Consider the following 13,656-nt stretch of genomic DNA (forward strand, 5'->3'; position numbering starts at 1 on the left):
CCGCCGTCAGCCGCCGGTGGGTTTCACGTCGGCGCCGTCACTGTTCGAGCGCCATTCGCGCAGCTCTTCGGCCAGCACCGGGTGGTGGTCGGCCGCGGCGCGCTGCATCAGCGCCTCGACGTTGGCTTCGGTCACGTGCTCGTGGCCGACACCGTGGACGAGGTTGTCGTAGATGCTGTCGATATTCCTGGCATCGGTGCCGGGCGGCGTCGAAGGCAGGTCGACCTGGGCCAGGGCCTCAGGTTTCAGGGTGGCAGTCTGCATGGGTGGCTCCTGCGCCGGCGCCTCGCCGGCGAGCCCATCTTCCGGCAAAAGGCGCTCCTAGTGAACCTGCCCCCACTCGGTTTCAAACTCTTGCACCAGCACCTGGTTGCTGAGCCGGTTCACCTCGGTGGGCACGCGCGCCATGTCGGGCGGAAAGTCGAGCAGGGCCGGCAGGCTGCTGGGGCTGATAAAGCGCAGGCCGTCGGGGAACTTCGTGGGCCGGCGGAACGGCCGCCGCGACGCCAGCACGAAACCCCATTCGCCGAAGCTCGGCACATGGGCGTGGTAGGGCGTCGTCGTCAGGCCGGTGGCTTCGATCGTCGTGACGACGGTCCAGAAACTTCGCCGCGCGATCAGCGGTGACGTGGTCTGCACGACCGCATAACCGCCGGCACTCAGGTGCTGGTCCACCAGCTCGTAGAAGCTGGCCGTGTAGAGCTTGCCCAGCGCAAAGTTGGACGGGTCGGGGAAGTCGATGACGATGACGTCGAAGCTGTCCTGCTGCTGCTCCAGCCAGCCGAAGGCATCGGCATTGACGATGCGCAGTTTGGGGCTGGACAGCGCGTGGCCGTTCAGCGCCGACAGCTTGGGGTTGTCGCGGAACAGCGTCGTCATCTGCGGGTCCAGCTCGACCAGCGTGACCTGTTCGACGCTGGCGTACTTCAGCACCTCGCGCACGGCCATGCCGTCGCCGCCGCCCAGCACCAGCACGCGCTTGGGCGCCCCGTGCGCCGCCATCGCGGGCTGCACCAGGGCCTCGTGGTAACGGTACTCGTCCTTGGAGTGGAACTGCAGATTGCCGTTCAGGAACAGGCGGGTGCCGGCGCGGCCATCGGTGACGACGATGCGCTGGTAGGCGCTGCTCTGCTTGAAGACGATGTGTTCACCGTAGAAGCGGTCCTCGGCCCAGGTCGTCAGTTGCTCGGCGCCGGCGAGGGCCGCGAGCAGCAGCGCGGCCGACAGCGCGCAGGCGGCGGTGTGGGCACGCTTGGCGCGCAGGTCGGCACGGAACAGCCACAGCGCCCAGATCGCGACGGCGACATTCAGCAGGCCGAAGGCCACGCCGGTGCGCACCAGGCCGAGATGCGGCACCAGCACGAGCGGGAAGGCGAGGGCCACGAGCAGGGCGCCGAGGTAGTCGAAGGTCAGCACCTGCGAGACCAGATCCTTGAGGCCGTAGCGTGCGCTGAAGTGGCGCTTCAGGATGCGCATGACCAGCGGAATCTCCAGCCCCACCAGCGTGCCCACCAGCAGCACCAGCGCATACAGCAGCACGCGGAAGGCCGCGGCCTCGCCCGGCGGCAGCAGGCTGTGCACGGCGAACAGCGCCGCCGGCATCAGGCCGCCGATGACGCCCACGAGCAGCTCCACCTGCAGGAAGACGCCCACCAGCTGCCGCTCGACGAAGCGCGACAGCCAGGACCCCAGGCCCATCGCGAACAGGTAGACGCCGATGACGGTGGAGAACTGCAGCACCGAGTCGCCGAGCAGATAGCTCGCGAGGGCGCCCGCCGCCAGCTCGTAGACCAGGCCGCAGGCGGCGATGACGAAGACGCTGGCGAGCAGCAGCAGCTCGGGCAGCGAGGCGCGCGAGGAGCCGGGTTCCGTCACGGCTTGGCCGGGGCCAGCAGCACCGAGAAGGCCAGGCGCTTGCCGTCGGGGCTGACGGCGATGTTGCGGATGGCGCCGCCGAGATCGGTGAGTTCGGCCAAGGGCTTGAAGCCGCCACCCGGCTTGCCGTCCCAGCGCAGGAAGAGGTTGCCGCGCGCCATCAGCATCGAGCCGTCCGGCAGGGCGACGAAATACTGGCTGCGGTTGGATTCCTTCTCGCCCTCGGGCAGGGCCGGCGTCTCGACCAGGGCCTGGGGTTTGGCGTCGCCGACACCCATGGCGGCAATGAACCAGTGGGCCGGGTCGGTCTGGTCGACGAAGAGGGCGCGCTTGCCGTCGGCCGTGCGGCCGAGCGAGCGGCCGGGCTTGGAGGTCAGCAGCGTCTGCTGACCGGTGGTGCGGCTGATCAGCACGGCGCGGTGGTTGTTGCGCTCGGGCACGTCGTCGACGAGGAAGGCGGCGATCAGGTCGGGCGTGATCCAGGCGTGGTAGCCGATGCGCTTGGTCGGCACGACGGGCGCGACGGGCTTGCCGTCCCAGCCGAACAGCCACAGCGAGGGCTCGTTCATCTCGATGCCATAGGCCGGATCCGCGGTGACGACGCGGATGGCCGAGAAGCCGCTGCCATCGGCCAGTGGCGTGGGCGAATAGAGGTTCTCCGTCGTCGCCGTGACGGCCGAGGTGGTGTTCTTGGCCAGGTCGTGGCGGTAGATGTTGTTGGAGCCCGAGCGGTCCGACGCGAACAGCACCGCGCTGCCGTCGCGCAGGAAGGACGGTTGGAAGTTGGCGCCCTTGGCGGGCGTGACGTTGCGGACGTCGCTGACCGTGCCCGCGGCTGTGTCCAGGCGGGCCAGGAACAGGCCCACGTCGGGCTTGGCGTCGGCCGCCCCGGCAGACAGCGTGAACAGCGCGAGGGCAGATGCGGCCAGCCCCTGCAGGGCGAGGCGGCGGGTCGGAGCCGGCAATGGCATGAGCGGGCCTTTGAGGAGGGGGTGAAGCGGGGCGAGGCAGTCTAGAGCCTGTCCATGGGGCCGCAACGCGGGTCGGCGCCGACCCGAGGACGCGGGGGCTTCTCGTCCTCTCTCGGTAGGGCGGCGCGGCCGGTTCCAGGGCGTGCCGGCGGCCACACTGCCGCATTCAGACAAGGAGCTGGAGATGACGCTGACAAGAATGGGCAAGACTTTGGCGGGCCTGCTGCTGGTCGCCGCGACGGCGGCCGTGCAGGCACTGCCGGCGCCGTATGTCTACGGCGCCTATGGCTACTACAACCCCGCCACCGGAGACCACACCGTCTTCACGCCGGGCAGCCAGTCCCATGCCGACAGCAACGCGGCGTTTGCCTCCATGGCCACCTTGAACGGCCCGATGGCCCAGGCCTATGTCGGCACCTCGGGCTACATCGGCACCGGCCAGTCCAATGCCAATGCGACGTCCTCCGCGACGGTGCAGTACGACTTCTACGCAACCAACGGTCTGACCTTCAGCGACCTCGTGCCGATCACGATCAAGGGCCGGGCCTTCATGTCCGGCACGGGCAGCGCAGTGGGCAGCGGCTACGCGCGCGTGGTGCACTCGTCGACCGCGGGTGGCGTGAACAACGGTTCCTTCACCAACCAGTTGACCACCTGGAACTGCGGCGGCGGCGGCAACGATTGCGGCCTGTTCGACTTCGAGTTCAAGCTCTACGTCAGCGCCTTCTCCTTCGCCGAACCCGGCGAGATCGCGCGCATCAGCCTGTTCGCGAGCGCCAAGCTCAACAACTCGGCCTACGCCACCCAGGCCAGCGCCTGGGTCGACCCGGTCATCAGCATCGACCCGGCCTATCTCGCCAGCCACCCGGACGCCGCCCTGGTGTTTGACTCGTCCATCACCAACGCCATCGGCGCGGCGCCCGTGCCGGAGCCGGGCACCAATGCGCTGCTGCTGGCCGGCGTCGCGGTCATGGGTGCAGCCTTGCGCCGCCAGCGCCCGCGCTAGAACGACACCGGCTGAGGCAGGGCCTTGCTCCAGTAGAAGATGTCCCAGCCGGCGCGCAGGCCGCCGGTGGTGAAGGGGTCGGTCGCGATCAGCGCCTCCACGGCGGCCTTGTCCGGCGCCCGCACCACCCACAGGCCGCCGACGGGTGTCGCCTCGGGCGACTCACGCAGCGAGCCGATGGCCCTCACCATCTCGGCATTGGCTGCTGCCCATTCCAGATGGGCCTGCAGCAGCTGGCGGCGCAGCTCGCCGGCGCCCGGCTTGTCGTGGAAGCGGATGGCGAACAGCGTCCAGTCCTCGTGGGCGTTGTTGGTCAGCGTGGCGAAGTCGTGTGTGGCGGGCACTACATCTCTCCTTGTTGTCTTCGGGCCGAGCGCTGGGCCGCTCCCGAGCCGGCCCGCGTTGGCGATGTGCTTGCGGCTCGATGCCGCAAGCATCGCCGTCCCCTCGGGGGACCGTTCAGGCGCGTCCACGTTCAGTGGGGCGCGACTGGGCGAGGGGCTTCAGGGACTGCTCATTGCCTCTCGCCAGCGCATCGCGTCGTAGACGCGGTGGCGGGTGCTGGGGTGGTGGAAGAAGATGAATTCTTCCAGCGCGCCCGGGTCAGCCTTGCGGTACTCGACGAGGCGCAGTTGGGCCTCGGCAAAGCCATGCGGCTCGCGCGACAGGTTGAGGCCGAACTGGTCCGCCTCGGCTTCCTGCACGCGGGTGATGCTGTTGTTGACAGGCGTGGCGAGCGCGAAGAAGACAGAGAACACCGCCGCCAGCATGGGCAGCCCGGCCACATCGTCGATGCGGCTGACGCCGGTGACGCCGGCAAAGCGTGCAAGCAGCCGCCCGAGCAGCCACTGCACGGTGGCAAAGCCGACGAAGAGCACCAGCGTCAGCATCGCCATGGTCTTGGCGATGTGGTTCATCACGTAGTGGCCCAGCTCATGGCCCATCACGGCGCGGATCTCGGGTTCCGAGGTGCGGCGCAGCAGGTTGTCGTTCAGGCGCACGGCAGCGCTGCCGAACAGGCCGGCCACGTTGGCGCTGATGCGCGTCGTCTGGCGCGAGGCGTCGAAGACGTAGACGTTGTCCACCGGCACGCCGTTGGCGTGGGCCATCTGCAGCACGGCGCTCTTGATGGGGCCTTCTTCCACTGGCTTGTAGGTATTGAAGGCCGGCTCGATCAGCACCGGCGAGATGGCGATGATGACGATGAGCACGGCCATGCTGCCGGCTGTTCCCCAGATCCACCAGCGCGCGCCGGTGCGGCGCATCAGCGCATACAAGCCCGCCACGACGATGGCCATCAATGCCATGTTGATGGCCTGCATCATTGCCGCCTCACCCAGCCAGGCGAGCAGGGTCTGGGTGGACATGCCGTAGGCCTGTTCGCGCCACCAGCCTTCGTAGACGGCCAGCGGCAGGGTCAGCAGCGTCGAGGCGGCCACGTAGACGGCGCCGAACAGCATGTCGCGGCGCACCGGCCCCTTGCCCACGCGTTGGGCCCAATCACGGACGCGGGCGGCGCGGCGGCCGCTCATCATCAGCACGGCGACGGCCAGGCCAAGCAGCAGGTTCCACAGTTGCAGCCAGTAGCCGCCGGTGTAGTAGGCGTCGGACTTGGCGACGACGTCGGCCGGCAGCCTGTCCATATAGGCCTGGGTGGCGGCCTCGGCATTGCGGGGCAGGGCGGCGCGCCAGGCGTCGTCGACGGGGCGGATCTTGAAGCCCGAGGCCTGGGCGGTGGCGTCGGCCTTCTGGGCCTGGGCTTGAACCTTCGCGGCATCGTCTGCGGCGTGGGCCAGCGTGAGGCTGAGCGCCAGGGTGGCTGCGGTCAACCATGTCTTCATCGAATCCTCCTGTTTTGAAGCGGCGCGATTGTGGCGACGCTCACCACACCCGGAGGTGCGGTGCGACAGGCTGCGTGCAGAGCAGGATGGACGGCTTCAGCCGTGGATGGCTGCAGCGACGATGTTGCCGATGGAGATGCACATCGCTCCCACCACGATGGCCAGGGCGATGTTCTTGTGCTCCACGAGCTCTTCCCAGAGTTTGTAGGGCGTGATCTTGTCCACGATGATGAAAGCCACCCAGAAGATGACGACGCCGATGAGGGCGTACATCGTCGAGCCGAGGACGACTTCGGGTTTGAGCCAGTCGAGGGTCATGGTGCGTGCTCCTTATTTGTGGCCGCCGCCACCGCTGCTGTAGCCGCCATAGCTGCCACCGCTGTTGCCACTGCCGAAATAGCTGCCGCCGCGCGAGCTGCTGCGGCATTGCCGGTATTCATTGCTGTTCTCACCGAAGCTGGTCTTGTACTGCTGGCAGTCATCGTTGGAGCATGCGCGCAGCAGCGCGAACAGCAGCACGATGAGAAACAGGCCGATGATGATGTTGCGCAGCAGATTGCCGCCGCTCTTGAAGGCCGAGGCGTCGCGCGCGAAGGGTGCCGCCGGTGCGCGCAGGCCGAAGGCCTTCTGCACGGCGTCGGCGGGCACGGGGCTGCCGCCGCTCCAGGTGATCTCGGGGCCTTGCTGTTCGCGGCTCAGCAGGTATTGGCCGTCGCGGGTGATGTAGTCGGTGACCTGGACACGGTCCTCCAGCCGCACGGGCCAGTAGAACTCGCCCAGTACCTGCGTGGTCTTGGCGCCGTAGACCCAGCGCTGGCTGTAGTCCCTTCCCTGCCAGTTGACGCCACCACGGGCCTGGGAGGGTGCGCCCGTCAGCGTGCGCACCAGGCTCCAGCCTTCGCGGGTATCGACGAGGAAGGCGAAGCCGGCGAGGCGGTTGTAGAGCAGGTACTCGCGCCAGAAGCTCTGCTCGTCGTCGGCATCTTCGGGCAGGTCGCAGCGCTCCTGGTAGCCGACGACGGTCCAGACTTCGGGCTTGCCGTCGACGCCCAGCGTGCCGGTGCGGCCGAGCGGGATCAGCGGCGGCAGGCCGGGGTTCTGGGCCGTGAAGCCCAGCGCCTTCGACTCGCCCTCCGGCAGGTCGACGACGGCGTTGCACTGGGCGCAGACCATGCTCTTGGTCTGCGACAGCTTGGGCTCCAGCGGCGCGCCGCAGCTGGGGCAGGCGATGGCCCGGCCCTTGAACTTGGCCTCGGCGATGGACTCGCCTTCGGCCGTCGTGCGCAGGCCCTGCAGGGCCATCTCGGCCAGGACGACGCTGCGGCCGAGCGACCAGACCGGCGGCTGGCCGTCGCGGTATTCCAGGCTGCCGACCTCGCCCTGGGCGTTGCGCAGCTCGACGACCCGGCCCGCCTTGGGCGGCCGCGGCAGCTCGCCCTCGGCCGCACGCAGGGCCGCCTCGACGATGGCGGCCACCTGCCAGCGCTGGCCGGCCACCGTCAGCGGCAGGCCGACGCCAGGCGCCTCGGGCGGTGTTTCGTTGAGTGGCGCCTCCAGGCTGAGGACGAACTGGCCGTTGTCCTCGCTGAGCCAGGCGACGCGGGGCGTTTCCGGCCCGGCGTCGAACAGCAGATGCCATTCGTTCCAGTTGCCCAGCTCCGAGCCGCGCTGCACGCGGCCGACGACGGCGAAGCTGCGGCCCATCCAGCGGCCCGTGGTGCCGAGCTGCAGCGGGGAATAGTCTTCGAAGATCTCGGCGCTCTGGCCGATCTGGCTCAGCGTGTCGCCGTCACGCAGCAGCGTGCTGCGGCAGAAGCCGCAGACGGCACTGGCCGACGCCGCGCTCGCGAACTCGACGGGCGCGCCGCAGTTGGGGCAGGCAGCGCGCCAGCGTCGCTGCGCGGCTGGCGCCTGATCAGCCAAGTTTCTTCAGCAGGTCAGCCTTCTTGGCGGCGAATTCCTCATCGGTCAGGATGCCCTTGGCCTTGAGGTCGCCGAGCTTTTCCAGCAGCGAGACGATGTCTTCGGGCTTGCTGGCKGCGGGCGCGGGTGCGGCGGTGCCGACGCCGGCCAGGCCCTGGCCCAGCGTCTGCGCCAGCGTCTGGCCCAGGGCCACGCCGGCGCCCAGGCCCACGGCCTGGCCGGCGATGCCACCACCGTCGCCGCCGCCCTTGGCCATTTCGGGCAGGGCTTGCGCGGCCTGGTACTGCATGAACTGGCCCATGTTCTGGCCAATGATGCCCATGCCGATGCGCTGGTCGAGGATCTTCTGCAGCTCCTCGGGCAGCGACACGTTCTGCATCGTCACCGAGATCAGCTCCAGGCCGATGGCCGTGAAGGATTCGGCGGTGGCGTTCTTCAGCGCGGCGGCGAACTCGACCTGGTTGGCGGCCAGGTCCAGGAAGGGCGTGCCGCTGCTGGCGACGGCGTCGCTGATGTGTTGCAGCATCAGGCCGCGGAGCTGGCCGTCCAGGTCCTGCACCGTGTAGCGCTCGCGCGTGCCGGAGATCTGCGTGTGGAAGACCTTGGGGTCCTGGATGCGGTAGGCGTAGTTGCCGAAGGCGCGCAGGCGCACGGCGCCGAAGTCCTTGTCGCGGATGGCGACCGGCTGGCTGGTGCCCCAGCGCTGGTCGATCTGCTGGCGGGTGCTGAAGAAGTAGACGTCGCTCTTGAAGGGCGACTCGAAGAGCTTGTCCCAGTTCTTCAGGTAGGTCAGCACCGGCAGGGTCTGGGTCGTCAGCTTGTGCGTGCCGGGGCCGAAGACGTCGGCCACCTGGCCTTCATTGACGAAGACGGCAACCTGCGACTCGCGCACCACCAGTTGGCCGCCGTTCTGGATTTCCATACCCGACATCGGGAAGCGGTAGGCCAGCGTGCCATCGCCGTCCTCGGTCCACTGGATGACGTCTATGAACTGTTTCTTGATGAAATCCATCAGGGCCATGTTGGTTCCTGCGTGCGGTGAGAAAGAAATGACGACAAGTATCCGGCCGCGGCTGGGCGCTTCGACGCCCAAACATGTGAATCTCACCGCGGGCCGAGGTGAGAATCCGTGCCATGCCTAGAGTTTGCATCCAGACGCAGGACTTTGACGTCGGCGCCGAAACCTCCGCCCTGCGGATAGGGGATGGCGGCGTCGGTGCCGCCGTCGCTTTCGTCGGCACCGTGCGCGAGCGCAGCAGCGGCGCGGCCGTGTCGGCGATGGAGCTGGAGCACTACCCTGGCATGACGGAGGCGGCCATCGAGGCCATGGTCGACGCGGCGCTGGCCCGTTTCGACATCCGCGCCGCCAAGGTCATCCACCGCGTCGGCCGCCTGGAGGCCCGCGATCAGATCGTTCTCGTGCTGGTCACCAGCGCCCACCGAGGGCAGGCGTTTCAAGCCTGCGAATTCCTGATGGACTATCTGAAAACCCAGGCGCCGTTCTGGAAGAAGGAGCACACGCCGGATGGCGCGCACTGGGTGGACGCCCGCGTGGCGGACGACGAGGCGGCGGCGCGCTGGGGGATTGCTAGGGGGAATGCAGTTTGAACGCGGTCGCGGTTTCCCTCGGCGCCGCGCTGGGGGCGTTGGCGCGCTGGCAGGCTGGCGTGCTGTTCAACAGCCGATGGATGGGATTTCCGCTCGGCACCCTGCTGGTCAACCTGGTGGGCGGCCTGCTGATCGGCATGGCGCTGGAGTGGTTCGGCCGCCAGCCGAACGAGTTGCTGAAACTTTTGCTGGTGACCGGCTTCCTGGGCGGGCTGACGACGTTTTCGGCCTTCTCGGGCGAGTCGCTGGCCCTGCTGCGCCATGGCGACCTCGGCATGGCCGCTGCCCATACGCTGGCCCATGTGCTGGGAGCRCTTTTTGCCGCGTGGCTGGGCATGCGTCTCATGCAGGCCTTGATTTAGCGCAACTTGAAAAGCGCTGAAGGGCGCCCACTTGGCTTCGCAACCGGAGGATTTCTTCACCATGCGTGCCGACAAGTTCACCACCCGCTTCCAGGAGGCCCTGGGTGAGGCCCAGAGCCTCGCCCTGGCCCGCGACAACCCCTATATCGAGCCCGTCCATGTGCTGGCGGCCATGCTGGCCCAGGACGAAGGCCCACGCGCGCTGATGGAGCGCGCCGGCGTCAATGCCGGCGGGCTGCGCACGGCGCTGGACGGCCTCATCGCCGGCCTGCCCCAGGTCAGCGGCTCGGGCCAGACCGTGCAGGCCGGGCGCGACCTCGTCAGCCTGCTGCAGGCGGCCGAGAAGGAGGCCACCAAGCGCGGTGACCAGTTCATCGCCAGCGAGATGTTCCTGCTGGCGCTGACCGAGGCCAAGACCGACCTGGCCGGCGTCGTGCGCGGCCATGGGCTGACGCGCCGCTCCCTGGAGTCCGCCATCGAGGCGGTGCGTGGCGGCCAGAAGGTCGAGTCTGCCGAGGCCGAAGGCCAGCGCGAGGCGCTGAAGAAGTACACGCTGGACCTGACCGAGCGCGCCCGCATGGGCAAGCTGGACCCGGTCATCGGCCGCGACGAGGAGATCCGCCGCACGATCCAGGTGCTGCAGCGCCGCAGTAAGAACAACCCCGTGCTGATCGGCGAGCCGGGCGTGGGCAAGACGGCCATCGTCGAGGGCCTGGCCCAGCGCATCATCAACGGCGAGGTGCCCGATTCGCTGAAGGGCAAGCGCGTGCTGGTGCTGGACATGGCCCTGCTGCTGGCCGGCGCCAAATACCGCGGCGACTTCGAGGAGCGCTTGAAGGGCGTGCTGAAGGAAGTCAGCCAGGACGCGGGCCAGACCATCCTCTTCATCGACGAGATCCACACCATGGTGGGTGCGGGCAAGTCCGAAGGCTCCATCGACGCCGGCAATATGCTCAAGCCCGCCCTGGCGCGTGGCGAGCTGCACTGCATCGGCGCGACGACGCTGAACGAATACCGCAAATACGTCGAGAAGGACGCCGCCCTGGAGCGCCGCTTCCAGAAGGTGCTGGTCGACGAGCCGACGGTGGAGGCCACCATCGCCATCCTGCGCGGCCTGCAGGAGAAGTACGAGGTCCACCACGGCGTGGAGATCACCGACCCGGCCATCATTGCCGCGGCCGAGCTGAGCCATCGCTACATCACCGACCGTTTCCTGCCCGACAAGGCCATCGACCTCATCGACGAGGCCGCGGCCAAGATCAAGATCGAGATCGACTCCAAGCCCGAACCGATGGACCGGCTCGACCGCCGCATGATCCAGCTCAAGATCGAGCGCGAGGCGGTCAAGAAGGAAAAGGACGAGGGCTCCATCAAGCGCCTCGGCCTCATCGAGGACGAGCTGCTGAAGCTGCAGCGCGAGTACAACGACCTGGAAGAGATCTGGACGGCCGAGAAGGCCCAGGCCCAGGGCTCGGCCCACGTCAAGGAAGAGATCGACCGCGCCCGTCAGCACATCGAGGAATGGAAGCGCAAGGGCGACTTCAACAAGGTCGCCGAGCTGCAGTACGGCAAGCTCCCGGAGCTCGAGAAGCAGCTCAAGGAAGCCCAGGCCAAGGAGGCTGGCAAGGCAGGGGACGCGAGCAGGCCGCAGTTGCTGCGCACGCTGGTCGGCGCCGAGGAGATCGCCGAGGTCGTGGCGCGCTCCACCGGCATCCCCGTCTCCAAGCTGATGCAGGGCGAGCGCGAGAAGCTGCTGCAGATGGAAGCCAAGCTGCATGAGCGCGTCATCGGCCAGGACGAGGCCATCCAGGCCGTGTCCGACGCCATCCGCCGTTCACGCGCCGGCCTCAGCGACCCGAACCGGCCGCTGGGCAGCTTCCTCTTCCTCGGCCCTACGGGGGTGGGCAAGACCGAGCTGTGCAAGGCGCTGGCCGGCTTCCTGTTCGACAGCGACGACCACATGGTGCGCATCGACATGAGCGAGTTCATGGAGAAGCACTCGGTCTCGCGGCTGATCGGCGCGCCCCCGGGCTATGTCGGCTACGAGGAAGGCGGCACGCTGACCGAGGCCGTGCGGCGCAAGCCCTATTCGGTGCTGCTGCTCGACGAGGTCGAGAAGGCGCACCCGGACGTCTTCAACGTGCTGCTGCAGGTGCTGGACGATGGCCGCCTGACCGACGGCCAGGGCCGCACCGTGGACTTCAAGAACACCGTCATCGTCATGACGTCCAACCTCGGCTCGCAGCACATCATGGCGTTGTCGGGCGAGAAGGACGAGGTCATCCGCGAAGCGGTGTGGGGCGAGGTCAAGGCCCACTTCCGGCCCGAGTTCCTGAACCGCATCGACGAGACCGTCATCTTCCATGCGCTGGGCGCCGACCACATCAAGTCCATCGCCCGCATCCAGCTGCGTCTGCTCGAAGCGCGCCTGGAGAAGATGGAGATGAAGCTGGACGTCAGCGAAGCAGCCCTGGACGAGCTGGCCAAGGTCGGCTTCGATCCGGTCTTCGGTGCGCGGCCACTGAAGCGTGCAATCCAGCAGCGCGTCGAGAACCCGCTGTCCAAGCTCATCCTGCAGGGCAAGTTCGGGCCCAAGGATGTGATCCCGGTGCAGGTGGAGGGCGGCGAGTTCAGTTTCGGGCGCGTCGTGCACTGAGGGCTGGCCAAGGCCGGCACCGCGCCACGCTCAAAGCGTGGTGGCGGTGTCGTGTGCCGTGTCGAGTTCGACGCGGTTGCGGCCAGCCGACTTGGCCCGGTAGAGCGCCGCATCCGCGCGCTTGAAAGCGCGGTGGGTCGATGTGCCGGGCGGTGCGAGCGCGACGCCGAAGCTGGCCGTGATGGCGAAGCGGCCCTTCGCGTCGAAGCTGCCGTTTTGCACGGCCTCGCGCAGCTTTTCCGCCAGGCGCATGGCATCGTCGACGTGGCGGCCCTGGCAGGCGACGAGGAACTCCTCGCCGCCCCAGCGGCCGATCACGTCGCTGGCCCTGAGATTGGCTGTGATGACGGCGGCCATGCGGCGCAGCACCTCATCGCCGATGGCATGGCCCCAGCGATCGTTGATGTGCTTGAAGTGGTCGATGTCCAGCAGCACGAGTGCGACACCATCGGGCTGGCCTTCGAAGTCTTCCAGCGCGGATTCCAGGCCGCGTCGGTTCAGCACGCCGGTCAGCTCGTCGATGGTGGCCAGGCGGCGCAGCTTGTCCTGTTCGATGCGCAGCAGGCGTGTGCGCGCGGTCAGCGCGTCGATCTCACGTTGTTGGTGGCTGTGGCTGCGTCGCAGCGCCCGCCAGTGTTGCGTCACGACCAGGCAGGCCGCCAGCAGCCAGGCGCAGAGCAGGCCGAGATAGACGGTGTCGCGGCCGATCCACGGCCCCTTCAGCGTCAGATGGCGCAACTCCATGTCCTGGGGCTGACCGGCGACATCGGCAGGCACGTCGATGGACAGGGTCGTCACGTTCTCGACGCTGGGGCGGTTGTACTCGCGCGGCAGATTGAACTGCGTGATCCACCACTCCGGCACTGTCAGCTCGCCCAGGTCGAGGAGAAGGGGGGTGGCGATGTCGCGCTGCCTGATATTGACCGACTGCATGCGCGAGCTGTTGCCGTCTTCCAGCTTGGAAAACCTTGGGTCGAAGTTGCGCAGCGCCACCCGCACATAGGGCGAACTGCCCTTGTAGGCCAGGTCCACCGCCAGGGTTTCGAAGCGACTGAGGTCCAGGCCGCGTTTCGGGTCTTCGCCGCTCAGCACGAGGGTCATGCCGCAGCCTTGCGAAGGCGCCTGGGCCGGGTAGCGGCAACGCCAGTGCCGACGGTCGGCGTCGACCCATTGCACCGGAGGCTCGCCCTGGACTTCGCCCGGCGCGATCAGGAAGAAGTTGCTGACCGCGCCGGGTGCCGCCAGATCCAGGCTGCGTTCGGGCAACCAGGCCTGACCCAGCAGAAGGAGCACGGTCAGCGCAATGCCGGCCAACAGAGGGCGGACGTGGAAGGGGTTGGGTTGCTGCAATGTGTTGACGGCTGCGGGCATGACGCGACGCGACTCACTGTATCGACCTGGGCAGCGGGCGGGA

General features: G+C 68.0%; 13 protein-coding genes. 4 read left to right on the top strand and 9 right to left on the bottom strand.

Annotation, left to right across the window (positions count from 1 at the left end; genetic code table 11):
- Window positions 1–6 precede the first annotated feature (6 nt).
- From AC1DW3_RS03730 to AC1DW3_RS03740, 3 genes are read right to left on the bottom strand one after another with little or no spacing between them, the layout of a single operon-like run.
- Window positions 7–264 (bottom strand): hypothetical protein, encoded by a 258-nt coding sequence (locus AC1DW3_RS03730; RefSeq protein WP_477928692.1) that lies wholly within the window; start codon window positions 262–264, stop codon window positions 7–9.
- 57 nt (window positions 265–321) lie between these two features.
- On the bottom strand, window positions 322–1,875 hold the full coding sequence (locus AC1DW3_RS03735; RefSeq protein ID WP_477928694.1) for a polyamine aminopropyltransferase: 1,554 nt from the start codon (window positions 1,873–1,875) through the stop codon (window positions 322–324).
- Window positions 1,872–2,846 carry a TolB family protein gene (locus tag AC1DW3_RS03740; protein ID WP_477928696.1) on the bottom strand — a complete coding sequence of 325 codons (975 nt, stop codon included), beginning with the start codon at window positions 2,844–2,846 and terminating at the stop codon, window positions 1,872–1,874. Before AC1DW3_RS03740 ends, AC1DW3_RS03735 begins: the two co-directional genes overlap by 4 nt.
- A gap of 184 nt (window positions 2,847–3,030) precedes the next feature.
- Between AC1DW3_RS03740 and AC1DW3_RS03745 the strand changes: the two genes are divergently transcribed.
- Window positions 3,031–3,852, top strand: coding sequence for a PEP-CTERM sorting domain-containing protein (locus AC1DW3_RS03745; RefSeq protein WP_477928698.1), 822 nt, complete (start codon window positions 3,031–3,033; stop codon window positions 3,850–3,852).
- Here AC1DW3_RS03745 and AC1DW3_RS03750 read toward each other — a convergent pair.
- From AC1DW3_RS03750 to AC1DW3_RS03770, 5 genes are all read right to left on the bottom strand, one after another.
- Window positions 3,849–4,196 (bottom strand): YciI family protein, encoded by a 348-nt coding sequence (locus tag AC1DW3_RS03750; RefSeq protein WP_477928700.1) that lies wholly within the window; start codon window positions 4,194–4,196, stop codon window positions 3,849–3,851. The genes AC1DW3_RS03745 and AC1DW3_RS03750 overlap by 4 nt on opposite strands.
- Before the next feature lie 159 nt (window positions 4,197–4,355).
- Window positions 4,356–5,693 carry a M48 family metallopeptidase gene (locus AC1DW3_RS03755; RefSeq protein ID WP_477928702.1) on the bottom strand — a complete coding sequence of 446 codons (1,338 nt, stop codon included), beginning with the start codon at window positions 5,691–5,693 and terminating at the stop codon, window positions 4,356–4,358.
- 96 nt (window positions 5,694–5,789) lie between these two features.
- Window positions 5,790–6,011 (bottom strand): DUF350 domain-containing protein, encoded by a 222-nt coding sequence (locus AC1DW3_RS03760; RefSeq protein WP_477928704.1) that lies wholly within the window; start codon window positions 6,009–6,011, stop codon window positions 5,790–5,792.
- A 12-nt stretch (window positions 6,012–6,023) separates the two neighbouring features.
- Window positions 6,024–7,616: a DUF4178 domain-containing protein gene (locus tag AC1DW3_RS03765; RefSeq protein ID WP_477928706.1), complete on the bottom strand. Its 1,593-nt coding sequence runs from the start codon at window positions 7,614–7,616 to the stop codon at window positions 6,024–6,026.
- On the bottom strand, window positions 7,609–8,637 hold the full coding sequence (locus tag AC1DW3_RS03770; protein ID WP_477928708.1) for an SPFH domain-containing protein: 1,029 nt from the start codon (window positions 8,635–8,637) through the stop codon (window positions 7,609–7,611). Before AC1DW3_RS03770 ends, AC1DW3_RS03765 begins: the two co-directional genes overlap by 8 nt.
- Window positions 8,638–8,750: 113 nt before the next feature.
- On the opposite strand from AC1DW3_RS03770, the gene AC1DW3_RS03775 reads away from it, so the two are divergent.
- The 3 genes from AC1DW3_RS03775 (at window position 8,751) to clpB (ending at window position 12,242) form a co-directional block, all read left to right on the top strand.
- Complete coding sequence (locus AC1DW3_RS03775; protein ID WP_477928709.1) at window positions 8,751–9,224, top strand: molybdenum cofactor biosynthesis protein MoaE; 474 nt, start codon at window positions 8,751–8,753, stop codon at window positions 9,222–9,224.
- Window positions 9,221–9,586 carry a fluoride efflux transporter CrcB gene (gene crcB / locus AC1DW3_RS03780; protein ID WP_477928711.1) on the top strand — a complete coding sequence of 122 codons (366 nt, stop codon included), beginning with the start codon at window positions 9,221–9,223 and terminating at the stop codon, window positions 9,584–9,586. Before AC1DW3_RS03775 ends, crcB begins: the two co-directional genes overlap by 4 nt.
- A gap of 61 nt (window positions 9,587–9,647) precedes the next feature.
- Window positions 9,648–12,242, top strand: coding sequence for an ATP-dependent chaperone ClpB (gene clpB / locus AC1DW3_RS03785; protein WP_477928713.1), 2,595 nt, complete (start codon window positions 9,648–9,650; stop codon window positions 12,240–12,242).
- A gap of 30 nt (window positions 12,243–12,272) precedes the next feature.
- On the opposite strand, the gene AC1DW3_RS03790 is transcribed toward clpB, so the two are convergent.
- On the bottom strand, window positions 12,273–13,613 hold the full coding sequence (locus tag AC1DW3_RS03790) for a GGDEF domain-containing protein (RefSeq protein WP_477928715.1): 1,341 nt from the start codon (window positions 13,611–13,613) through the stop codon (window positions 12,273–12,275).
- Window positions 13,614–13,656 lie beyond the last annotated feature (43 nt).

The organism is Roseateles sp. P2_H4, from assembly GCF_056403315.1.